This window comes from Brenneria salicis ATCC 15712 = DSM 30166 (assembly GCF_003315515.1).
Taxonomy (GTDB): domain Bacteria; phylum Pseudomonadota; class Gammaproteobacteria; order Enterobacterales; family Enterobacteriaceae; genus Brenneria; species Brenneria salicis.
In genome coordinates, this window is sequence record NZ_QNRY01000001.1 from 194,428 (window position 1) to 216,418 (window position 21,991).

21 protein-coding genes and 1 other RNA gene are annotated in these 21,991 nt (G+C 51.2%); 9 read left to right on the forward strand and 13 right to left on the reverse strand.

Annotated features, from left to right (window positions below; all coding sequences use genetic code 11):
- Positions 1-8: 8 nt before the first annotated feature.
- The 5 genes from recR to DES54_RS00970 form a co-directional block, all read right to left on the reverse strand.
- Positions 9-614 (reverse strand): recombination mediator RecR, encoded by a 606-nt coding sequence (recR, locus tag DES54_RS00950; RefSeq protein ID WP_113864743.1) that lies wholly within the window; start codon positions 612-614, stop codon positions 9-11.
- Positions 614-943: a YbaB/EbfC family nucleoid-associated protein gene (locus DES54_RS00955; RefSeq protein WP_113864744.1), complete on the reverse strand. Its 330-nt coding sequence runs from the start codon at positions 941-943 to the stop codon at positions 614-616. The genes recR and DES54_RS00955 overlap by 1 nt, the downstream gene beginning before the upstream one ends.
- Before the next feature lie 40 nt (positions 944-983).
- On the reverse strand, positions 984-3,086 hold the full coding sequence (gene dnaX / locus DES54_RS00960) for a DNA polymerase III subunit gamma/tau (protein ID WP_113864745.1): 2,103 nt from the start codon (positions 3,084-3,086) through the stop codon (positions 984-986).
- A gap of 74 nt (positions 3,087-3,160) precedes the next feature.
- Complete coding sequence (apt, locus tag DES54_RS00965) at positions 3,161-3,709, reverse strand: adenine phosphoribosyltransferase (RefSeq protein WP_113864746.1); 549 nt, start codon at positions 3,707-3,709, stop codon at positions 3,161-3,163.
- Positions 3,710-3,915: 206 nt separating this feature from the next.
- On the reverse strand, positions 3,916-4,308 hold the full coding sequence (locus DES54_RS00970) for a DUF454 family protein (RefSeq protein WP_113864747.1): 393 nt from the start codon (positions 4,306-4,308) through the stop codon (positions 3,916-3,918).
- Between the two features lie 163 nt (positions 4,309-4,471).
- Between DES54_RS00970 and priC the strand changes: the two genes are divergently transcribed.
- Together priC and rsmS are read left to right on the forward strand one after the other, a co-directional pair.
- Positions 4,472-5,008, forward strand: coding sequence for a primosomal replication protein PriC (gene priC / locus DES54_RS00975; RefSeq protein WP_113864748.1), 537 nt, complete (start codon positions 4,472-4,474; stop codon positions 5,006-5,008).
- 61 nt (positions 5,009-5,069) lie between these two features.
- Positions 5,070-5,234, forward strand: a complete 165-nt coding sequence (gene rsmS, locus DES54_RS00980) for a pleiotropic regulatory protein RsmS (RefSeq protein WP_113864749.1) — start codon at positions 5,070-5,072, stop codon at positions 5,232-5,234.
- A gap of 18 nt (positions 5,235-5,252) precedes the next feature.
- Here the strand turns inward: rsmS and acrR are convergent, their stop codons facing one another.
- Positions 5,253-5,894: a multidrug efflux transporter transcriptional repressor AcrR gene (gene acrR / locus DES54_RS00985; RefSeq protein ID WP_113864750.1), complete on the reverse strand. Its 642-nt coding sequence runs from the start codon at positions 5,892-5,894 to the stop codon at positions 5,253-5,255.
- A gap of 141 nt (positions 5,895-6,035) precedes the next feature.
- Here acrR and DES54_RS00990 point away from each other — a divergent pair, with 141 nt between their 5' ends.
- The 4 genes from DES54_RS00990 to DES54_RS01005 all read left to right on the forward strand — a co-directional run bounded on the left by DES54_RS00990 (position 6,036) and on the right by DES54_RS01005 (position 11,717).
- Positions 6,036-7,229 (forward strand): efflux RND transporter periplasmic adaptor subunit, encoded by a 1,194-nt coding sequence (locus tag DES54_RS00990; RefSeq protein WP_113864751.1) that lies wholly within the window; start codon positions 6,036-6,038, stop codon positions 7,227-7,229.
- Positions 7,230-7,245: 16 nt separating this feature from the next.
- Positions 7,246-10,392, forward strand: coding sequence for an efflux RND transporter permease subunit (locus DES54_RS00995; protein WP_113864752.1), 3,147 nt, complete (start codon positions 7,246-7,248; stop codon positions 10,390-10,392).
- A gap of 696 nt (positions 10,393-11,088) precedes the next feature.
- Positions 11,089-11,457 carry an Hha toxicity modulator TomB gene (tomB, locus tag DES54_RS01000; RefSeq protein WP_113864753.1) on the forward strand — a complete coding sequence of 123 codons (369 nt, stop codon included), beginning with the start codon at positions 11,089-11,091 and terminating at the stop codon, positions 11,455-11,457.
- Positions 11,458-11,513: 56 nt separating this feature from the next.
- Positions 11,514-11,717, forward strand: coding sequence for an HHA domain-containing protein (locus DES54_RS01005; RefSeq protein WP_009114000.1), 204 nt, complete (start codon positions 11,514-11,516; stop codon positions 11,715-11,717).
- 448 nt (positions 11,718-12,165) lie between these two features.
- On the opposite strand, the gene ffs is transcribed toward DES54_RS01005, so the two are convergent.
- Positions 12,166-12,262, reverse strand: an RNA gene (gene ffs / locus DES54_RS01010) — signal recognition particle sRNA small type.
- A 200-nt stretch (positions 12,263-12,462) separates the two neighbouring features.
- Between ffs and DES54_RS01015 the strand changes: the two genes are divergently transcribed.
- A complete protein-coding gene (locus DES54_RS01015; protein WP_113864754.1) occupies positions 12,463-12,783 on the forward strand; it encodes an MGMT family protein in 321 nt (106 codons plus the stop codon).
- A 22-nt stretch (positions 12,784-12,805) separates the two neighbouring features.
- On the opposite strand, the gene DES54_RS01020 is transcribed toward DES54_RS01015, so the two are convergent.
- The gene (locus DES54_RS01020; RefSeq protein ID WP_113864755.1) at positions 12,806-13,402 is read right to left on the reverse strand and encodes a YbaY family lipoprotein; all 597 of its coding nucleotides are present in this window, start codon (positions 13,400-13,402) and stop codon (positions 12,806-12,808) included.
- 286 nt (positions 13,403-13,688) lie between these two features.
- Here DES54_RS01020 and tesB point away from each other — a divergent pair, with 286 nt between their 5' ends.
- Positions 13,689-14,552, forward strand: a complete 864-nt coding sequence (gene tesB / locus DES54_RS01025) for an acyl-CoA thioesterase II (protein ID WP_113864756.1) — start codon at positions 13,689-13,691, stop codon at positions 14,550-14,552.
- A 96-nt stretch (positions 14,553-14,648) separates the two neighbouring features.
- On the opposite strand, the gene amtB is transcribed toward tesB, so the two are convergent.
- The 5 genes from amtB to DES54_RS01050 all read right to left on the reverse strand — a co-directional run bounded on the left by amtB (position 14,649) and on the right by DES54_RS01050 (position 20,761).
- The gene (gene amtB / locus DES54_RS01030; RefSeq protein WP_169050466.1) at positions 14,649-15,935 is read right to left on the reverse strand and encodes an ammonium transporter AmtB; all 1,287 of its coding nucleotides are present in this window, start codon (positions 15,933-15,935) and stop codon (positions 14,649-14,651) included.
- Positions 15,936-15,971: 36 nt separating this feature from the next.
- On the reverse strand, positions 15,972-16,310 hold the full coding sequence (gene glnK / locus DES54_RS01035; RefSeq protein WP_113864758.1) for a P-II family nitrogen regulator: 339 nt from the start codon (positions 16,308-16,310) through the stop codon (positions 15,972-15,974).
- 361 nt (positions 16,311-16,671) lie between these two features.
- A complete protein-coding gene (locus DES54_RS01040; RefSeq protein WP_113864759.1) occupies positions 16,672-18,456 on the reverse strand; it encodes a SmdB family multidrug efflux ABC transporter permease/ATP-binding protein in 1,785 nt (594 codons plus the stop codon).
- Positions 18,449-20,218 (reverse strand): SmdA family multidrug ABC transporter permease/ATP-binding protein, encoded by a 1,770-nt coding sequence (locus tag DES54_RS01045; protein WP_113864760.1) that lies wholly within the window; start codon positions 20,216-20,218, stop codon positions 18,449-18,451. The genes DES54_RS01040 and DES54_RS01045 overlap by 8 nt, the downstream gene beginning before the upstream one ends.
- 81 nt (positions 20,219-20,299) lie before the next feature.
- Positions 20,300-20,761 (reverse strand): Lrp/AsnC family transcriptional regulator, encoded by a 462-nt coding sequence (locus DES54_RS01050; RefSeq protein WP_113864761.1) that lies wholly within the window; start codon positions 20,759-20,761, stop codon positions 20,300-20,302.
- 117 nt (positions 20,762-20,878) lie between these two features.
- Between DES54_RS01050 and DES54_RS01055 the strand changes: the two genes are divergently transcribed.
- Positions 20,879-21,955 (forward strand): PLP-dependent cysteine synthase family protein, encoded by a 1,077-nt coding sequence (locus DES54_RS01055; RefSeq protein WP_113864762.1) that lies wholly within the window; start codon positions 20,879-20,881, stop codon positions 21,953-21,955.
- Positions 21,956-21,991: the final 36 nt, after the last annotated feature.

A 21,991-nucleotide genomic window follows, 5' to 3' on the forward strand; every position in this document is an offset into this window, starting at 1 on the left:
GGTTGGCTTTAAAACCGGAAAGGCTGACGACCGGCAAGCGAATGGGAAAGCGTGGTGCCATCCACCATTTCCAACTCGCCTCCGACCGGCACGCCGTGCGCGATGCGGCTTGCCATCACACCGTGCTGCGCGCACAGTTCAGCTATGTAGTTGGCCGTCGCATCACCTTCCACCGTCGGATTGGTGGCCAGAATGACTTCATTGATCGATTCGCTTTGCAGCCGCTCTTCCAGTCGGCCCAGACCAATATCATCCGGCCCAATGCCATCAAGCGGCGACAAATGTCCCATCAGCACAAAGTAACGTCCGGCGAACTGCCCGGTCTGTTCGACGGCATGAATATCCGCCGGACTTTCCACCACGCAAATCTGACCATTTTGTCGACGGCGCGGGTTTGCACAAATGGTGCACATGTCCTGTTCGGTGAAGGTACGGCAATCGGCGCAATGGCCGATTTCAGACATCGCGCGGGTCAGCGACTGCGCCAGACGCATCCCCCCGCTTCGGTTACGCTGTAAAAGATGAAAAGCCATGCGTTGCGCCGATTTCGGCCCAACGCCCGGCAAGCAGCGCAACGCCTCCATCAGCGCTTCAAGCAGCGGACTGGTTTGCATCAGAACGGCATCTTAAAGCCTGGCGGCAACTGCATTCCGCTGGAAACAGAGGCCATTTTTTCTTTCTGCGTTTCAGCGATACGACGAGCCGCATCGTTGAATGCCGCCGCGACCAGATCTTCGAGCATTTCTTTGTCGTCTTCCAACAAGCTTTGATCGATCTCAACGCGACGACAGTTGTGCGCGCCATTGATAGTCATCTTCACCAGACCCGCGCCCGATTCTCCCGTGACTTCCAGATTGGCAATCTCTTCCTGCATCTGCTGCATTTTTTCCTGCATCTGCTGGGCTTGCTTCATCAGATTGCCAATTCCACCTTTACCAAACATAGTTTTCTCTCTATCGCTTCGGGCTGCGCACTCGCAGCGGTTAAACAGGGCGGATACTCTCTTCGTCCAGTTCCGCATCAAAGAAACGCCGCAGCGTTTGAATCGTATTATCAGCCAGAATCGACTGGCGCGCCTGCGCCAGCTTTTCTTCATAAATAACCTGACGCCACTCCAGCGGCGTCAGCACCGCCGGATTATCATCTTCGGTCACCAACAGTTCTATCGGATGTCCGTAGTGTGCGCTCAAGGCATCGGCCAGCGTTTGCTGCGCCGCCAATGAGTTTAGGTGACGCTGGGAAGAACGCAGATGCAGATGTATTTTACCTGTCTCCGGGATTTCCCTAAATGCATTTAACGCCAGTTGTTGTACCAGTTTTGGTAACGTCAGGCGATGAATTTCCGCCGCCCACTCATCACGTTGCAACGATTCTTCCGCCAGACGAGCCGCCAGTTCCGGCGTTTTTTCATGCTCCAAGGCCGAACGCAGCGCTTTCGGCGTGGTGACGTCCGCTTTTACATGCTCCGCTTTATTTTGCGCGCGCCAACGATAGGCTTCTGGCTTTTTAGGCGCGGCAGAGGCCAAATTTTTCTCGTTTTGCCGTTGCGTGCCGCGCTCGGTCACCGAAGCTAAACGCTCAAGTGCCGCGGTTGCCGGCCGCGTTTTATCAGACGCCGCCGGTTCAGCCTTTTTTGGCGGCGTCGCTCTCTGCTTGCGCAATAGCTGGCTACGCGCCTGCAACAGTTGCGATGTCGCGTCAGACAGATTGCCGTCGGCCGGGCTTTCAGAGTTCGGGGGGACAGGGTCATGTTCCGCCAGCACCGGCGGGATGAAAACCGCATCGTCAGGCGGTACGGAATCTGATGGATAAGGCGGCGGCGCAAACCCATTATCCGGCGGCGCTGGGGCGTGCAACGGATTATTTTGCAACGCATTGCCTTGAAAATAATTATTCTGAGGCAGATCATTTTGAGACAGATTATTCTCAGACTGATTACCCTGCGGCGCGGCCTTTGCTGGCTTTACCGTGGCCGCTAAAGCAGGCGCCTCGATTATCTGTTGCGGATGAAACGCCAGCGCTCGCAGTAACGCCATTTCTACCCCCATGCGGGGGGCCGGGGCATAAGGCAATTCTTTGCGGCCAATCAGCAACGTTTGGTAGTAAAGCTGCACATCCGCTGGCGGCAGCGTGCGGGCCAAATCTCGCAAGCGAGCTTCAACCTGCGCGTAATCCTGGCTCAACGCGCTCGGCAGCAGTTGCACCATAGCAATACGATGCAGCAACGTCAGGGTTTCCACCAGCAACGCTTCCCAGTCAACCCCGCGCTCTGCTGCATGATCGAGCAAGGACATCACCTGCGCGCCATCGGCTTTCACCAACGCTTCGATAATCGCCAGCGGTTGCTCATCATCCAATGTACGCAGCATCTGGCTGACCGCCCCGGTCGTCACCTGCCCTTGCCCCATGGCGATCGCCTGATCGGTCAGGCTCAGCGCATCACGCAGGCTGCCGTCGGCGGCGCGCGCCAGCAATTGCAATGCTCTGGGTTCGCTTGCCAGTTGTTCGGCTTCCAGCACTTGCTCCAGATGCGCCCGAATCTGTTCGACATCCAGCGCTTTCAGATGGAATTGCAGGCAGCGCGATAAAATCGTCACAGGCAGCTTTTGCGGATCGGTGGTAGCCAGCAGGAATTTGACGTGCGGCGGCGGTTCTTCCAGCGTTTTCAGCAACGCATTGAAGCTGTGCCGCGACAACATATGCACTTCATCGATCAGGTAGACCTTGAAGCGCCCGCAAGCCGGCGCATATTGCACATTGTCCAATAGTTCGCGGGTATCTTCGACCTTGGTGCGTGAAGCCGCGTCAATCTCGATTAAATCGACAAAACGGCCCTGCTCGATTTCACGGCAATTCTCGCATTGTCCGCAAGGGGTCGCCGTGACGCCCTGCTCGCAATTCAGCCCCTTTGCCAGCAAACGCGCGATAGTGGTTTTCCCCACGCCGCGCGTGCCGGAAAACAAATAGGCATGATGAATTCTGCCTAAAGAAAGGCCATTGGCCAGCGCGGTCAGGACATGCTCCTGACCAACGACATTGGCAAAGGTTTGAGGGCGCCACTTACGGGCAAGAACCTGATAGCTCATCAATACCGCAGCAGTTGAGTTATTGAGGAGATCATGCTAACACAGCCGCGCCGCTATCGGCGAGGCTGTTATGATTAATGTCCGGGGAAGTCAACCAGGCTATAGCAGTTTACGCCCATCGCTTCCAGACGTTGCGCGCCCCCCAGATCGAACAGATTAATGACGAAAGCGGCGTCGGTAACCTTGCCGCCTAACCGACGGATCAGTTTAACCGTCGCTTCAATCGTTCCGCCGGTTGCCAGCAGATCATCAATAACCAGTACGTTATCCGTGGAATTAATGGCATCACAGTGAATTTCCAGCTTGTCAGTGCCGTATTCCAGTTCGTAGCTCTCGTTGATGGCCGGACGCGGCAATTTTCCCGGTTTGCGAACAGGAACGAACCCAACACCCAACGCGAGCGCCACAGGCGCGCCAAACAGAAACCCGCGCGCTTCCGTTCCCACGACTTTTGTAATCCCCGCAGCACGGTAGCGATTAGTCAGCATCTCAATGCTGGCGGCATACGCAGTGGGATCTTCCAACAGGCTGGTTACATCACGGAAAAGAATTCCCGGTTTTGGATAGTCGGGAATGCTTTTGATACTGTTTTTAATCAATTCGGGCTGCTGCGCTGTCATCATCTCGGTGCCTGATAAAACGTTCCAATCATACTATGCCTGCCCACCCCGTCTTCCTGCGCTTCATCTTCGGATGACCCATGCAATGGCAAAAAAAGGAAATGGCGGCCTGCGCACGAAAACGGTCAAATCTAGTCAAACTGGCAGATAAAAGCAACCATACGGCGCTTCGCCAGCATGTTTTTGTGACGGGCTGACGCTAAGCGCCATTAAAAATTTCTTTCAGAAATTTTTTGTTGTTTCGGATCAATAACCGGTAGACGAAGCATAAAAGTCAGTAAAATTACCAGAATAACCAGGATCAATATTCTTACCCAATTCATTTTAACCAGCCAGAGCGAGAGCGCAAACGTGCATAAAATGACGATAATCGCCTTCCATTTCGCCCCCGGCGGCAACGCCCGGTATTGCTGCCAATGACGTAAATAACCGCCGAACCACGAGCGGTAAAGCAGCCAATAATGAAAGCGCGGCGACGAACGGGCAAAACACCACGCCGCCAACAATAGAAACGGCGTTGTAGGCAGCAAGGGCAGCACAACGCCAAGCGTTGCCAGAATGACGGCAATCCACCCCACTATTATCAACGCCACACGATACATATTCACCCTTGCGCTCTAAAAACATCGGCTACGACAATCACACTTTATCACCAACTTTTCCGGCGGGTTAGTTAAGATATACTCACGCAGAATAACCACAATAACTTGTACCAGCCGATCATTGCAGGCAAGCTGGGCTATCTGCCCGGCGTAGGGGAATCATGTGAACACTCACCAACTGCTGCTGGCTCTTGAACAGCAGATAGCGATGCTGGCAAAAGAAATTGAGCCGATGGCGGACAAATCCGTTTCTCAGTCGCGTTTCGATCGCCAGTTATTCAGCAGCTATGGTACGCGCCTGAAAGATTACTTTGCGGAAGTCGGTGAGAATTTGCATCTGATCCGACATCTGGTGGCGGAACAACGCACAGAGCGGGTCGCGTTCATGACCGAAAAACTGGTCAGGCAAATTACCGCGCTGCAACGCGAATTGGCGACACAATCCTTACGGCGCCGGGAACAGCCTGCAACAACCGCAACAGAGGATCATTATCACAAACTGGCGGAACATCAGGATTACGAACGCCGCCTGCTGGCCATGATCCATGACAAAGAAAGTCTGTTAAGTCGGCAAACACGGCTCAATGAACAACAAAGATTGCAAAAAGAACTGGCTGCGCTGGAAGGCCGGTTATCTCGCTGCCGTCAGGCCCTCACCCGGCTGGAACGCTTGATCGAGCGCCACGAGCAAGGCCTGTAAAACCCGCGTCCTTTCTGCTATATCTGCAAACCCATGCAGAATAAGATTGAGGGAAATTCGCATGTCACTGGAAAACGCCCCGCCAGAGGTCAAACTGGCAGTCGATCTGATTGTGTTATTGGAATATAACAAAATCGAACCTAAAATTGCGCTAACCGCACTGGAAATTGTACGGGCAGATTTTCAAAAGAAAGCAAAGCGGGAAGAAAAAACCAGCGGGAGCTAAGACTTACCGGATCTAGGCTCACACCGTGGTTTGACGAAGCGCCATGCTGGAACAGAGCATATCAATAAATGCATCGGTCAACGCAGGCGCTTCCTGTTCAAGATTGAAACTCTCAGGCATGAACAACCAATTTTCCATAATGCCTGAGAAATAAGCGCGCAAGGCGATAGCGGCGCGGCGGGGATGAATATCCGCTGGCAACATGCCCATACGGATGCACCGTACCAGATTATCTTCAATATCGATATAGCAGGAAAGATACAATGCCTTGCGCGCATTATGCGATTGCAACATTTCGCCAACAAACTCGCATTTATGAAAGATGATTTCCATCATCGAGCGCCACTGGGTGTCACTGACGGTCAAGCGAAGCATAAAAATCATTAATTCACGCATCACATGGAGTGGATCATCAGGAAATTTTGTCTGATAATCTATTTCAAAATCATTAATTTTTGATTCTGCCAGTGTCCAGATTTCATCGAATAACTCAGCTTTGTTTTTGAAGTGCCAGTAAATCGCACCACGGGTAACCCCAGCAGCAGCGGCGATGTCAGCCAGTGACGTGGCAGAAACACCGTGCTCTGAGAATACTCTCAACGCTGCATCAATGATTTGCTGTCGGGTTTCCTGAGCTTGTTGTTTGGTTTTTCGTGCCATATCGCTGTCTTTGAAAGAAAGTGTGATTTACATACATTCGAGTATGTATGTAACATAGCATCAATAGAAAATTATCGCAGCAATGGGTTTTAAGCTTGTGATCCATTGGTCAATTTCAAATCGGACACTTGAGGTTTATCTATGAACAAAAACAGAGGGCTGAAGCCTCTGGCGGCAGTTCTGATGCTTTCTGGCGGCTTAATTCTCGCAGGATGTGATGATAGTGGAAATCAACAAGGGGAAGGAAGCCAGCAGGCGCCGGAAGTCGGTATTGTAACACTGAAAACCCAACCTTTGAATGTCACGACTGATTTGCCTGGCCGCACCAATGCTTACCGCATTGCGGAAGTTCGTCCTCAGGTTGGCGGAATTATCCTGAAACGTAACTTTGTCGAAGGAAGTGACGTGCAAGCCGGCGATTCATTGTATCAGATCGATCCCGCGACTTATCAAGCCAATTATAACAGCGCTAAAGGCTCACTGGCACAGGCACAGGCCAGCGCCGAAATCGCCCGTCTGACTGTTAATCGTTATAAGCCGTTGCTGGGAACGAATTACATCAGCAAACAAGATTACGATCAGGCGGTTGCAACCTCCCGTCAGGCTGATGCCGCCGTGCAAGCGGCAAAAGCGACGGTAGATACGGCGCAAATCAATCTCGCTTATACCAAAGTCATTTCGCCGATATCAGGCCGGATTGGTAAATCCACGGTCACTGAGGGCGCGCTGGTTTCCACCGGTCAAACCAACGCATTAACCACCGTACAGCAGCTTGATCCGATTTATGTAGATGTCACGCAATCCAGTAATGATTTTCTGCAACTGAAAAAAGATTTGGAAAGCGGCGCGCTGAAACAGAGCGAAGGTAAAGCAACCATTCGCCTGCTGCTGGAGGACGGTTCAGAATACAGCCTGCCGGGGACGCTGGAGTTTTCTGATGTTACCGTTGATGAAACTACGGGTTCCATCACCTTGCGTGCCATCCTTCCTAACCCGCAACACAACCTGCTTCCCGGCATGTTTGTCCGTGCACGGCTTGAAGCCGGCGTAAACACCAATGCGCTGTTGGTTCCGCAACAAGGGGTTACCCGCGATCCCCGTGGCCAAGCGACGGCGATGGTGGTCGGAGAAGGCGATAAAGTCGAAGTGCGCGCCCTTAAAACCACCAAAGCAATTGGTGATAAATGGTTGGTGGCGGAAGGCCTGAAAGAAGGTGATCGCGTGATTGTCACCGGTCTGCAAAAAATCAGGCCGGGCGTGCAAGTGCAGGCAAAAGAAGTGGCTCAAGGCAGTGAGCAGACGCAGCAATCAGCAACTGAACCCGCGAAGTCTTAACAGGAGCCGGTAATTCATGGCTAAGTTTTTTATTGATCGACCCATTTTTGCATGGGTTCTCGCCATTATGGTGATGCTGACGGGGATGCTGGCAATTGTAAAATTGCCTATTGCCCAATATCCGACGATCGCGCCGCCAGCGATTGAAGTGACGGCAACTTATTCTGGGGCCGACGCATCGACGTTGCAAGACTCCGTGACGCAGGTTATTGAACAAAACATGAACGGTATCGATAATCTGATGTACATGTCGTCAAGTAGCGATTCGTCAGGTACCGTCCAGATTACTCTGACCTTTGATGCCGGCACCGATGCGGATATTGCGCAGGTTCAGGTACAGAACAAATTGCAATTGGCGATGCCTTTGCTGCCGCAGGAAGTTCAACAACAAGGGGTGAACGTCCAAAAATCCAGCAGCAGCTTCCTGATGGTTGCCGCCTTTATTAGTGAAGACGGCAAATTATCCCAGGAAGATATCGCCGACTATGTCGCAGCTAATGTCAAAGATCCAATCAGCCGAACCTCCGGCGTGGGTGACGCCCAGTTGTTTGGAGCGCAATACGCGATGCGTATCTGGCTGGACCCGAATAAACTGAACAACTATCAGCTGACAACGAGCGATGTCACTTCGGCAATCACGGTACAGAACAACCAGATTGCCGCAGGTCAGTTGGGTGGGGCGCCGCCGGTGCCAGGTCAGCAACTGAACTCATCAATCATTGCACAGACCCGTCTGAGCTCGCCGGAAGAATTCGCCAAAATTCTGCTAAAGGTGAATACTGATGGTTCACAGGTTCGGCTAAGAGATGTGGCGCGAGTCGAACTCGGCGCCGAAAGCTATGACATTATCGCCCGCTTCAACGGCCAGCCGGCTGCGGGGATTGGTATCAAACTGGCTACTGGCGCAAACGCGCTGGATACCTCAACCGCGGTAAAAAATGAACTGTCCAAGCTGGAGGAGTTCTTCCCTGACGGGTTAAAAGTGGTTTATCCCTATGACACTACCCCCTTCGTACAAATCTCGATTAACGAAGTGGTAAAAACACTGATAGAAGCTATCGTTCTGGTATTCCTGGTGATGTATCTGTTCTTGCAGAACTTCCGCGCCACGCTGATCCCCACGATAGCCGTGCCGGTTGTTCTGTTGGGGACTTTCGCCATTCTGTCAGCGTTTGGTTACTCCATTAACACGTTAACCATGTTTGCGATGGTGCTGGCGATCGGGCTTCTGGTGGATGACGCCATCGTGGTGGTAGAAAACGTCGAGCGCGTCATGGCGGAGGACGGCTTGCCGCCGAAAGAAGCGACAAAACGCTCCATGGAACAGATTCAGGGCGCGCTGGTGGGTATTGCCCTGGTGCTCTCCGCCGTGTTTGTGCCGATGGCGTTCACAGGTGGTTCCACCGGGGCCATTTACCGACAATTCTCGATAACCATCGTATCTGCAATGGTGCTGTCGGTATTAGTGGCGCTGATTTTGACTCCGGCTCTGTGCGCGACCTTATTAAAACCGATCGCTAAAGGCGACCACGGGGAGAAGAAAGGTTTCTTCGGTTGGTTTAATAACCTGTTTGAAAAGAGCACGAACCACTATACCGATAGCGTGGCCAACATTCTGCGCAGCACGGGGCGCTATCTGGTCGTTTATCTGCTGATAGTGGTGGGACTGGCTTTCCTGTTCCTGCGCCTGCCCAGCTCATTCCTGCCGGATGAAGATCAGGGCGTTCTGCTTAACATCGTGCAATTACCCGCCGGCGCCACGCAGGAAAACACGCAAAAAGTGCTCGATACCCTGACCCAGTACTATATGGAATATGAGAAAGACACCGTTCGTTCCGTCTTTGCCATCAACGGGTTTGGCTTCTCAGGTCGGGGACAAAATGCGGGGCTGGCGTTCGTCAGCCTGAAGGACTGGAGCGAACGTAGCGGGACTGAAAATAAAGTCAACGCCATCGCTCAACGCGCAAACGCTGCGTTCAGCCAGATCAAAGAGGCTATTGTGGTGGCCGCTAACGTGCCGGCGATTGTCGAACTGGGTACCGCCACCGGCTTTGACTTCCAGTTGATCGATCAGGCCAATCTGGGACACCAAAAATTGACCGAAGCGCGTAACCAACTGCTGGGCATGGCCGCACAACGTCCTGACATGCTGGTGAAGGTGCGTCCTAACGGCATGGAAGATACGCCGCAATTCCGTCTTGATATCGATCAGGAAAAAGCGCAAGCGCTTGGCGTCTCCCTGTCCGACATAAACTCGACGCTGGCGACGGCGCTCGGCGGCAGCTATGTGAATGACTTCGTCGATCGTGGCCGTGTGAAAAAAGTGTATGTGCAGGCGGATGCGCCTTTCCGTATGCTGCCGGATGATATCAAGAACTGGTACATACGCGGCGGTAGCGGACAGATGGTGCCCTTCTCGGCCTTCACCAATAGTCATTGGGAATATGGCTCGCCACGTCTGGAACGTTACAATGGCCAACCTTCAATGCAGATTCAAGGTGAAGCCGCGCCAGGAAAAAGTACCGGAGAAGCAATGGCGCTAATGGAAGAACTCGTTACCAAGTTACCGCAAGGCATTGGCTACGAATGGACGGGAATGTCTTATCAGGAACGGCTATCGGGTAATCAGGCACCGGCAATCTACGCGATCTCGCTTATTGTGGTCTTCCTGTGTCTGGCTGCGCTTTATGAAAGCTGGTCCATTCCGTTCTCCGTTATGCTGGTTGTCCCTCTGGGGATCATCGGGGCATTGATTGCAGCCAACATGCGCGGTCTTGAAAATGACGTTTACTTCAAAGTGGGGCTGCTGACCACCATCGGGCTATCGGCGAAGAACGCCATATTGATAGTCGAATTCGCCAAAGACCTGATGGAAAAAGAAGGCAAAGGGCTTATCGAAGCGACGCTTGATGCGGTACGGATGCGTTTACGTCCCATCCTGATGACGTCACTGGCCTTTATCCTTGGCGTGGTTCCCCTGGTTATCAGTTCCGGCGCGGGCTCAGGGGCGCAGAACGCGGTGGGAACAGGCGTGATGGGCGGGATGATCACGGCTACCGTTCTGGCGATATTCTTCGTTCCGGTATTCTTTGTGGTGGTACGCCGCCGCTTCGGAAAGAAGATTGATGATTCAGAACAACCTGCCAAGGTAGAGCATCACTAAGATTCCATTCACTTATATCAAAGGGCCGCGTAAATGCGGCCTTTTTTAATTGCCATCATCTTTACCGCTTTAGACACGTCTTCAAGTAAAAGAAGAGTTATTTACATGCGGGCTCATCGCAATACGAGGCGGAGAAAAGAGAAGCGACTAACCCTTCCCTATCGAGTTATCACCGTTATGTTATGCACGTTATGAATATTTTTATAACTCATCAGATAAAAACTGCTAAAACAATAAGATAACCAAATCTCATCGCGAATGCGATCTCCTTATCATCTTGCGTTTATAGTCGAATTAATTTAATTATCTAATATGAGTATTATTATCTGACTATTTACATATCAATATGCTGAACAGGTAAACCTGGGAAATAGCGGCGAAAAGCTTATCTATTAACCGCGAATCTTGCTGACTCTTTTGCTATAGTCATAAGAGAATGACGTGATTTGTATCAACATGGCACGGTTTAAACGCCATATGTTAGTATTTGAATGGAAAGTGAACTTGTTGATATCAGGAGGTACAGTAACCGTTGTTGCCCAATTTATGACTGCCAGAATCATAGACCTAACGATTTTGATCGCAACATCATGAATACAGAAGCATGGCTAAAATCTTTTATGAATTTCGTCAGTCTACCTGTTTACCAGGTGTTAACCGCAGTAACACTGAATAACGGCTTGACGGAGGATTGATATGGATGAGTACACACCGAAACATTATGATATTGCCCAACTCAGATTCTTATGTGAGAATCTATGCGACGAAAGTATTGCAACGTTAGGTGATAGCAGTCACGGTTGGGTCAATGACCCTACATCTGCGATCAATCTCCAATTAAATGAACTTATTGAGCATATAGCTACATTTATTCTCACATTTAAAATAAAATACCCTAACGAAAGCGAGCTTTCTCAGCAGGTTGAAAAGTATTTAGACGACACCTACGTTTTGTTTAGCAACTATGGAATCAATGATGCTGAACTACGTCGCTGGCAGAAATCTAAAGCTGAACTATTCGGAATGTTCTCAGAAGCGGACATCTGTACGCCTGCTAAAACTTAAGCAATAATTTGTTTTATATTAATTAACCACCAGGCATTGTTTGCATAAAGGACATTATGAAAAAAATCGATTATTTGATGCGTTTACGTAAATGCACGACCATTGATACGCTTGAACGCGTTATTGAGAAAAACAAGTATGAACTCTCCAATGACGAACTGGAGATGTTCTATTCCGCTGCGGATCACCGTCTGGCAGAACTGACGATGAACAAGCTTTATGACAAAGTCCCCACCGCTGTATGGAAATACGTCCGTTAATTCTCAGCCACAAAGTTTACAAACGTTGATATAAAAACATTGTGCCGATACTTTTATCGGCCAATGTCTTCTTTCGTTCTTTTATGTATTAATAAAGCAAGAGTTGTAACAAAGTGTACACCCTGCGCGAGAAATAATTCGAATCGCATGTTTTTATAAACAATATTAACTTTTTATCCTGCATAACTTTTATCAATCACATTGATAGTTTCCGAAAATAACAAAAATTATTCTTTATATAGGATCATAGGATATAAACCGGTTCGGGTTTACATCGGCTAATGGTTTACATCATTGACAATTCGTCTGGAGCGGATTGGAACACGACTAGTTGCAGCACTAAGAAAGCCAGATCATGCATCATCACCCTTAAACATTTAACTAAGGATGTTTAGATAGCAATCTATTATGCAAGATGATATTGGGGTGGGAGATAAATGGGTGGAGGCCCTGCCAGCTACATCCCGGCACACACGTCTCCTGCTGCGGCTGCTTCCTTCCAGACCTGACCGAGTCCACAGGTTAATGTTGCGGGAGAACCGACAGGGCCTCCATTGACGACTCAATGACAAGATATTTGCTATCTCATTAGAGAGCGGAGGGCATTATCGGTGATGGGATAGTCAATTGCAAGCTAACACCTTCCAACCGTTGTTTTCTTGCCCAGACACCTATGTCACTATACATTTTTCTGCGCTAGAAATTTTCCGCACTACAGCAAACTCAGGAAGACAGGAACACCTTGATGACAGGAGAGAATGACAATTTTCGCCAACGTATATTCCAGATTGTAGCGGCTATTCCTTATGGCAGAGTTACAACGTATGGCGAAGTCGCGCTGCTGGCAGGTTCTCCGCGCGCTTCCAGACAAGTTGGCGGCGTGTTAAAGCGGTTACCGGATGGCAGCAAACTTCCCTGGCACCGGGCGATCAATCGTAAAGGTGAAATATCGCTTTTTGGCGACGACTATCAGCGCCAGAAATCCGCGCTGATAGCCGAAGGGGTTGTTTTTGACTGCTACGGCAGAATCGATCTGCAACGCTTCAGATGGCAGTACGCACCGTAGCGCAGTGCGTACTGCGGGCGGATTACCAGTTGGTTTGTACTGATGGCGCCGACATCTCTGGCGATGTCGTGACGGATGGCTGTAGCCCCACCGAAGGTTGGGATTGTTGTGTTGGGGCGAGCGTCGACTCGGACTGTTTGGTCGGTAATGGAACGGAAGCGACCGGAACCAGGATCAGATCGGCTTTACTCACGCCGTTGTAGATAACCGGCGACACATTCTCTGTCACCATGACGATTCTGTTATCTATCGCAATCGCCGCACTCAGCAGGATACGCGCGTTAGGCTGGATATCAGCCGGTTGATACGGCAAGGAAAACTGGAAAGGCGCCTGCTTGCCTACTGTGCGCATTACATGCTGGGCAATGACTTTTGAAGGCGCATCAGCGAGTGAGGCATCGGATACCGTCACCGTTAAAACCGCATTGGGCGGCAAAGCAATACGCTGACGAATATTCACCGTGCCGCTGACAGCCGGCATGGAAATGGCGGGATATTGAGACGATGCGCTGGTGACTGGCGCGCCGGTTTGTGGAGAAACGCCATAGTCGCCCCTTTCGGCGCACGCTGACAGCGCCATGGATAACGTGATGCAGCCTAAGGTATGCCATAATTTCATTCGGACAGTCTCCTCTTATTCTTGTCAGACTACTGGCATCAGAAAAAACCAGCGTTCATTAAAAGTATGGTTCACTTAACACATCAATTATGGTGCAAAATTCTGATATTTTCATAAAAGGTGATTTTAATAACTAAACCAAACGCATAAACCATCCATGTCATGGTAAATTATCTCATAATGCCTGATTTTATAAATCCTAACCATTTCAACCTGTTGAAAGGAAGAAACGCAGTAATTCCTGACATTCAGGCTGGATCATCAATAACTAATGAGGCCGAATAATATGAGCCAGGCACTACAAAATCTTCTCGACCTCCTGAATCTGGAGAAAATTGAGGAAAGATTATTCCGGGGACAAAGTGATGATTTAGGGCTGCGCCAGGTGTTTGGCGGTCAGGTCGTCGGTCAGGCGCTCTGTGCGGCGAAACAAACCGTGCCCATTGAGCGCGGCATCCACTCATTCCACAGTTATTTTCTCCTGCCTGGCGATAGCCAGAAACCTATAATCTATGATGTAGAGAATCTGCGGGATGGCAACAGCTTTAGCGCCCGTCGGGTGAACGCCATTCAAAATGGCAAACCGATTTTCTCCATGACCGCCTCATTCCAGAGTCCTGAACAGGGTTTTGAACATCAAAACGTGATGCCTGTCATCACTCCCCCGGAAAAACTTAAATCTGAGCAGGACATTGCAGAAAGCATGGCGCACTTATTACCACCCCAGTTTCGAGATAAATTTACCCGACCGCGGCCAATTGAGATGCGCCCGGTGAAATCTCATAATCCGCTAAAAGGGGAAGTCGAAGAACCAGTACGGCATGTGTGGTGCAAAGCCAATGGCCCGTTACCGGACGATACGCGAATCCACCAGTATCTGCTCGGTTACACGTCTGACTGCAATTTTCTGTTAACGGCCCTGCAACCTCACGGCGTAGGATTTCTCGAACCCGGAATGCAGGTTGCGACCATTGATCATTCTATGTGGTTCCATCGTCCTTTCCGTCTGGATGACTGGTTGTTGTATACCGTGGAAAGCACTTCGGCGTCGGGCGCAAGAGGTTTTGTGCGTGGACAGTTTTATACACGTGCAGGCGTACTGGTCGCATCCAGTGTTCAGGAAGGCGTAATCCGCCGTCACCCCCATTAAAAACTCGTTGGTGGCAGGACAAAAAACAGGGCGCGAGATCATTCTCGCGCCCTGTTCCATTTATATCAGCATGACTGATAAGCCAGACTGCATCACTTACTGGTTGTAAGCATTTTCGCCATGGCTGTTGACATCCAGACCTTCGCGCTCTTGTTCTTCCGGTACACGCAGACCAACAACCATATCTGCAACCTTGAACGCGATAAACGCGGCGACGCCAGACCACACGAACGTAACAATAACGCTGAACAGCTGTACCCAAACCTGGTGAACCATCGTGACGCCTTCAGCGTAGCCTGTACCACCCAGAGAAGCGGAGGTGAACACACCGGTCAGGATGCAGCCAACGACGCCGCACACACCGTGAACACCGAACACATCGCACGGGTCATCAACACGCAGCCATCTTTTCAGTACGGTACATCCCCATAGACCAGCAATACCACCCGCCAGACCGATGATCAACGCGCCACCGACGCCAACTGTACCCGCTGCCGGCGTAATGGCAACCAGACCGGCGATACAACCAGAACACGCACCCAGCAGAGAAGGCTTGCCACGCACCATCCACTCGCCAGCAACCCATGCAAGAATCGCCGCTGCGGTGGCAATTACCGTGTTCAGGAAAGCCAGCGCCGCAATACCGTTGGCCGCACCAGCAGAACCGGCGTTAAAGCCGAACCAGCCGATGTACAGGATCGCCGTACCAATAAAGACCATCGGCAGACTGTGCGGTTTAAACGCTTCTTTACCGAAACCAGCGCGTTTGCCCAACAGATAGGCGCCAACCAGACCGGCAACCGCGGCGTTGATATGCACAACAGTACCGCCCGCGAAGTCCAGCGCGCCATCAGCGGCCAGATAACCACCGCCCCAAACCATATGGGTCATCGGCAGATAGGAGAACGTCAGCCACAGTGCGACGAAAATCAACACGGCGGAGAAGCGGATACGTTCAGCAATCGCCCCCACAATCAGCGCAACCGTGATGCAGGCAAAAGACGCCTGATAAGCCACATGCACAAACTGATAGAAGGTTCCTGTTACCGATTCAACACCGATACCTTTGAGCATAAACGCGGAGAAATCGCCAAAGAACGCGTTGCCCTCGCTGAATGCCAGGCTATAGCCGTACACCACCCACAGGATACATACCATGGCAAAGGCGACGGTAACCTGAGTCATCATGGAAAGTACGTTCTTCGAACGGATCAGACCACCATAAAACAGTGCGATGCCAGGTATAGTCATAAAAAGTACCAGAGCGGTACAAATCATAATAAATGCATTATCTGCTTTATCGATCGTTGGAGCGGCTGCCATCGCCCAGGACGGGAGCAAAGTCGCTACACCAAGACCTAATGAGGAGACAAGTTTTTTCATTTTCATCCATCCCTATTTACGAATCTAAGTCAGGTGTTAAAGTGCGGCTTCGTCGGTTTCACCAGTACGAATACGAATAACCCTTTGTAATTCAGAAACAAAAATCTTGCCGTCGCCAATTTTTCCGGTATAAGCCGCTTTGCTGATCACATCAATGACTTCGTCCAGCTGATCATCAGCAATAGCGATATCGATTTTTACTTTTGGTAGAAAGTTAACGCTGTACTCCGCGCCACGATACAATTCAGCATGTCCTTTCTGGCGTCCAAATCCCTTCACCTCGGTGACGGTGAGCCCCTGGATGCCGACAGAAGACAATGCTTCACGCACATCCTCCAGCTTGAATGGTTTTATCACCACAGTAACCAGTTTCATTCATCTTCCCCCTAACCATTAAGTTCAGACTTACGCCCGCCACTATTTAGAATTACGTTTTTTTCGGATTACGATCATCTCGAATGATCTACACGCGATTATTAAAGCAAAGGATGTGCCATAAATGATTTATCTGATTCAGATCAATGAGAGAACACTGATAAGGTCTACTACAAGCTGAAAAAAACGCCAACTGGAGAAAAAAAGCCAAAAAAGCGGCGCAATGGAAGCACCAAAAAAGTGCATTGCGCCATTTTTTGGTGCATATAGGCAAAAAACAGAAGGGATATGCCTAGTGATGGTGCGAAGTCATGGGAAGGCAGTCGTTCTGCCCCACATGCTCAGGTGCATTGGCTGCTTATTAAGCCAGGAGCGATTGCTTATTCCCTTCCGCCGTCGCCAGCGCTTCGCCAACCAATTGCAACTGGTACATTTGATAATACCGTCCTTGCTGGCGCAGTAACTGTTGATGGGTTCCCTGCTCGACGGTTTGTCCGCGATGAAGCACCATGATGGTATCCGCATCGACAATGGTTGAGAGTCGATGTGCGATGACAATCAGCGTCGTTTGTTCACGAATGACCTTAAGCGCTTTCTGAATCGCCTGCTCCGTTCCTGAATCGATATTCGCTGTTGCTTCATCAAGGATCAAAATCCTGGGGGGTTGCACCAGCACACGGGCGATAGCCAGCAATTGCTTCTGCCCGGTGGACAGGTTATTCCCCTGCTCACCGATACGCGTATGCAATCCTTCTGGAAACGAGCGTACCAATTCAGACAGTTGCACGATATCCAGCACTCGCCAGACGTCGTCCTCGCTGATATCGCGTCCCAGCGTCACATTCATATACATCGACTCCGCCAGCACCACCGGATCCTGCTGCACCATAGCCACATTTTGCCGCAATACCTGATGTGACAACGTTTGCAGTGGGCGGCCATCCAGACGAATTTCTCCCTTACTGGGCGAATAATAGCCCATCAGCAAATTCGCCAGCGTACTTTTGCCGCTGCCCGTATGCCCTACCAGCGCGACAAATCCTCGTTCGGGGATCGTCAACGAAATATGCTGCAAGACGCGCGTCTGGTCCGCGTCATAAGAGAATGAAACGTTATCAATCTCGACGCTGCCGCCAGCCAGCGCACGCGTATCCTGACCGTAATCCTGTTTCACGCCATCCATCAGTTCGAATATACGTTCGCCCGCGACAACAGCCTGTTGCAGCATGGACTGTTGCGTGGTCAGTTCAATGAGCGGTTCATTCAGACGGCCAAGATAGTTAATGAATGCATACAGAACCCCGACGCCGACCGAACCCACGGAACTGAAACCGAATTGCAGCAGCAAACCGCACAACACCATGGCAGAAAACAGGCTGAGCAGCGGACGTAAAAGAAAACCATCCAGACGTAGCGTCTGCATGCGCGCCCGATAATGTTCACGGCTGGCAGCCCCCAGCCTTGCGCCAAAACGCGCCTGCTGGCTGAATTGCTGTATTACGCTCATACCGCTGATGACTTCGTTAAAGCCATCATTGATATCCGCCAGATAACTGCGCACCCGCCGCACAATCGGCGTACTGTATCGCTGATAAATCATCATAACGATGATGACCGCCGGGAAAATGGTCAACGCGACCAGCGCCATGCGCCAGTCCAGACTGAACATCGCCACCATCATGGCGCCGATAAGCGCCGCGCTGCGCAATACCGTCGAAACAACCATGACATACAGATCTTTCACGACTTCGGTATCGTTCGTGACACGCGAAATCAATTGGCCCACCGGTTGGGTGTCAAACGTGCTGAGCGGCTGACGTAACGCGGCATCCATCACGTCGGTTCGCAACTGCTGTACCACGCCCACGGCGATCCGGTTGAACAGCAGAGCCTGAAAATAGTGCAGGACGGCGGCCAAAATCTGCAACAGGATATACGCCATGGCGAGTCCGGCAGCTATCGCCAGCGGGAATTCGCCTTTAGCCACCAGATGGTCAATGAAATAACTGACCAATACCGGGCCGGAAACCTCTGCCGCCGCCGCGATCCAAAGCATCACCACGCCAAACGCCAGCGGCTTACGCCACGGAGAGCCATAAGCCAGCAGTCGTTTTAACGTCGGCCAAAGCTGTTTAGGGCTATTCATCCTTTGCTCCTTCCGCCTGCGGCGCGTCATCCAGCGCAGCCTCCAATTGTTGATAGCGATACATATCGCGATACCAACCCGCCTGCGTCACCAGATCACGATGATGACCGCGCTGAGCCACATGCCCTTGTTGCAGAACCAGAATTTCATTGGCGTCAGTCAGCGCCGACAGACGGTGCGCACTGATAATCAACGTGCGCTGTTCACCCCATTGCTTCAGATTCTGCAAAATCTGGTGCTCTGTCCGTCCGTCGACCGCTGACAGCGCATCATCCAGCACCAGAATCTCAGCTTCCAGCAACAGGGCGCGGGCAATGGCAATCCGCTGCTTCTGACCACCGGACAGCATCACGCCCCGCTCGCCCACTTCCGTGTTATATCCCTGGGGAAGCCGCAGAATATCTTCATGCACGCTGGCGAGCCGTGCCGCCTGTTCTATCTGCGACTGCGTCGCATCAGGTCGCCCTAACGCAATATTGCTCGCCACGGTATCGGAAAACAGAAAAGGCGTTTGTCCGACGACGGCAAAACGATGACGCCATTCATCCAGCCGGATAGCGGACAACGGCAGATTGTGATACTGGATATCGCCTGATTTGATATCAAAATGTCGAAGAATCAATGCCAGCACCGTGCTTTTCCCCGAACCGGTCGGGCCGCAGAGCCCAAGCATGCTGCCAGGCGCCAACGTAAAGCGGATATGGTCCAAAACAGGACGTGAGCTTTCAGGATAGTGAAATTCATCAATATTGACGCTCAGCGTTCCCCGACCATCAGGCAGGGAGGCAGAACCTTCCGCGACCACCTGTTCTTCCGACAAAAGCTGCCGAATACGGCTATAGGCGGCGCTTCCCCGCTCAACGATATTGAACATCCATGCCAACGCCAGCATCGGCCAAATCATCAGACCAAGATACATCACGAAGCTGGTCAACAACCCCAGCGTCAACGAACCGTTGATAACCATCCAACTGCCGCCACCGATAGCCAACAGGTGCGACAAGCCCACGGCGATATAAATGGTGGGATCAAAGCGCGCATCAACCCTTGCGACGCGCATATTTTTAGCGCCGGCATCCGCCGCAACATCGGCAAAACGCCGGGATTGATAGTCTTCCAGCCCGAATGATTTAATCATGCGAATACTGGTCAGGCTTTCCTGCGCTTGATCATTAAGAGACGAAAACGCCGCCTGAGCCGCTTTGAAACGCTGGTGCAACTGCGTGCCGTAATGTGTGATTACCAGCGCCATCACCGGCATGGGCAATAACGCCAGCAGTGTCAGTTGCCAGCTAATCTGGGTACACATTACAATCAGAACCGCACACCCCATCACCATGGAGTCCACCAGCGTGAGTACGCCCTCCCCCGCGGCAAAGACCACACGGTCGACATCATTGGTGGCGCGCGCCATCAAATCGCCCGTGCGATGACGAAGGTAAAAGGCAGGATGCTGGCGGCTCAACTGGTGGTAAAAGTCTTCCCGTAGTTCAACGGCCAACTGATAGGACGCACCGAATAGCAACACGCGCCAGACATAGCGCAGCAGATAAACCATGACAGCCGTCAGCAGCATCACGCCGATCCACTGCATCACCTCAGCCGTCGACATACCACGCTGAGTGACCCCGTCAACAATGACGCCGACCAGTTTTGGCGGCAGCAGTTGCAGGATGGCGATCACAATCAGCAACGCCACCGCCCCGACATAACGTCGCCATTCACGACGAAAATACCAGCCTAGTTGAGCAAACAGTCTCACGCAGTTTTAATTCCAATATCCAGAGGAGTCGTTACAAACTCAGAAAAACGATTATACCGAAAGCTTATGAATGATAATCAATCATAATGATAAAGGCAGTGCGGTAGTGTGCTTAATACGCTCCATGGCAAAACTGGATGTAACATCAACCAGGCCGGGAATACCATTCACCAAACGTTTATAGAAATCATCATAACTTTTCATATCAGCGACCTGAACCTGCATCAGATAATCATACTCTCCCGCCATGCGATAGAAAGACAAGACTTCGGGCATTTCTGATACCACACGGGTAAACGTTTGATACCATTCACTGTTATGCTGCTGTGTCTTCAACAGAACGAACGCGGTAAGCCCCAGGCCCAATAGTTCGTTATCCAACAAGGCGACGCGCGCCCGGATGTAGCCCTCTTCCTCCAGACGCTTCAACCGTTTCCAGCATGGCGTTGACGTAAGATTGACCGACTCCGCCAGCGACTGAAGCGACAGCGTGCAATCCTTTTGCAGCAAACTCAGCAAAGCACGATCTATTTTATCTAACATGAGCTTATTCCGTAGAAAAACTTTCTCTAATTTCACGATTCAGAAGATAAAAAAGCAATCTTTTTTTCTGGAAAACTCGTTAAGCTAATTCCATCGCCGCTTAAACGGGTTTACATCATGAACACTAGCTGGGTAAAACAGGCCATCAGCGCCATAGAAGCTGACTTCCAACGCTCCGCCGATACGCATCTCATCCGTCTGACATTACCGAATTACCCCGGTATCTATTTCTATTTAAAAGATGAAAGCACGCACCCCAGCGGCAGCCTGGAACACCGTCTGGCGCGTTCTTTATTTCTGTACGGCCTGTGCAATGGTTGGATCACCGAAGGCACGCCGATTATCGAGGCATCCTCCGGCAGCACCGCCGTCTCCGAAGCCTATTTCGCACGTCTGCTGGGATTACCCTTTATCGCCGTTATGCCGGCCTGCACAGCCAAACGGAAAATAGAGCAAATCACCTTTTATGGTGGCCGCTGTCACTTTGTCGAACAAGCGGGGCAGATCTATGCCGCCTCCGAGCAATTGGCCAAAGAACTGAACGGCCATTATATGGATCAGTTTACCTACGCAGAGCGAGCCACCGACTGGCGCGGTAACAATAACATCGCCGATAGCATCTACCGCCAGATGTCTCGCGAGCCCAATCCAGTGCCAGATTATATTGTCATGGGTGCAGGCACCGGCGGCACATCCGCAACATTGGGGCGTTATATCCGCTATCAAGGCTTTAATACACAACTGGTGGTCGTGGACCCGGAAAATTCGGTTTTCTACGACTGCTATCAACAACGTGATCGTTCGCTTACCGGCGCATGCGGCAGCCGAATCGAAGGGATCGGTCGTCCAAGGGCGGAACCGTCGTTCATTCCTGAGGTCATCGACAGCATGATCAAAGTCCCCGACGCCGCCAGCATCGCCACACTCTACTGGCTGGAAGGTATTCTGGGCCGCAAAGTCGGCGCATCCACAGGCACTAATGTCTGGGGAATGCTTCAACTGGCAACACAGATGGTCGCTCAAGGTAAACAAGGCGCGATTGTCACCCTGTTGTGCGATAGCGGCGAGCGCTATCTGGACACTTACTACAATAGCGCCTGGGTCGAAAAAAATATCGGTGATCTTAAGCCTTATCTCAATAGGCTTAATACCAAAGCGGAATACACCCTCGCCGTGGAACCGGCTAGGGCCTGAGCAGGTTCCCGCAGAAGACGCCGTCATCGCTGAATG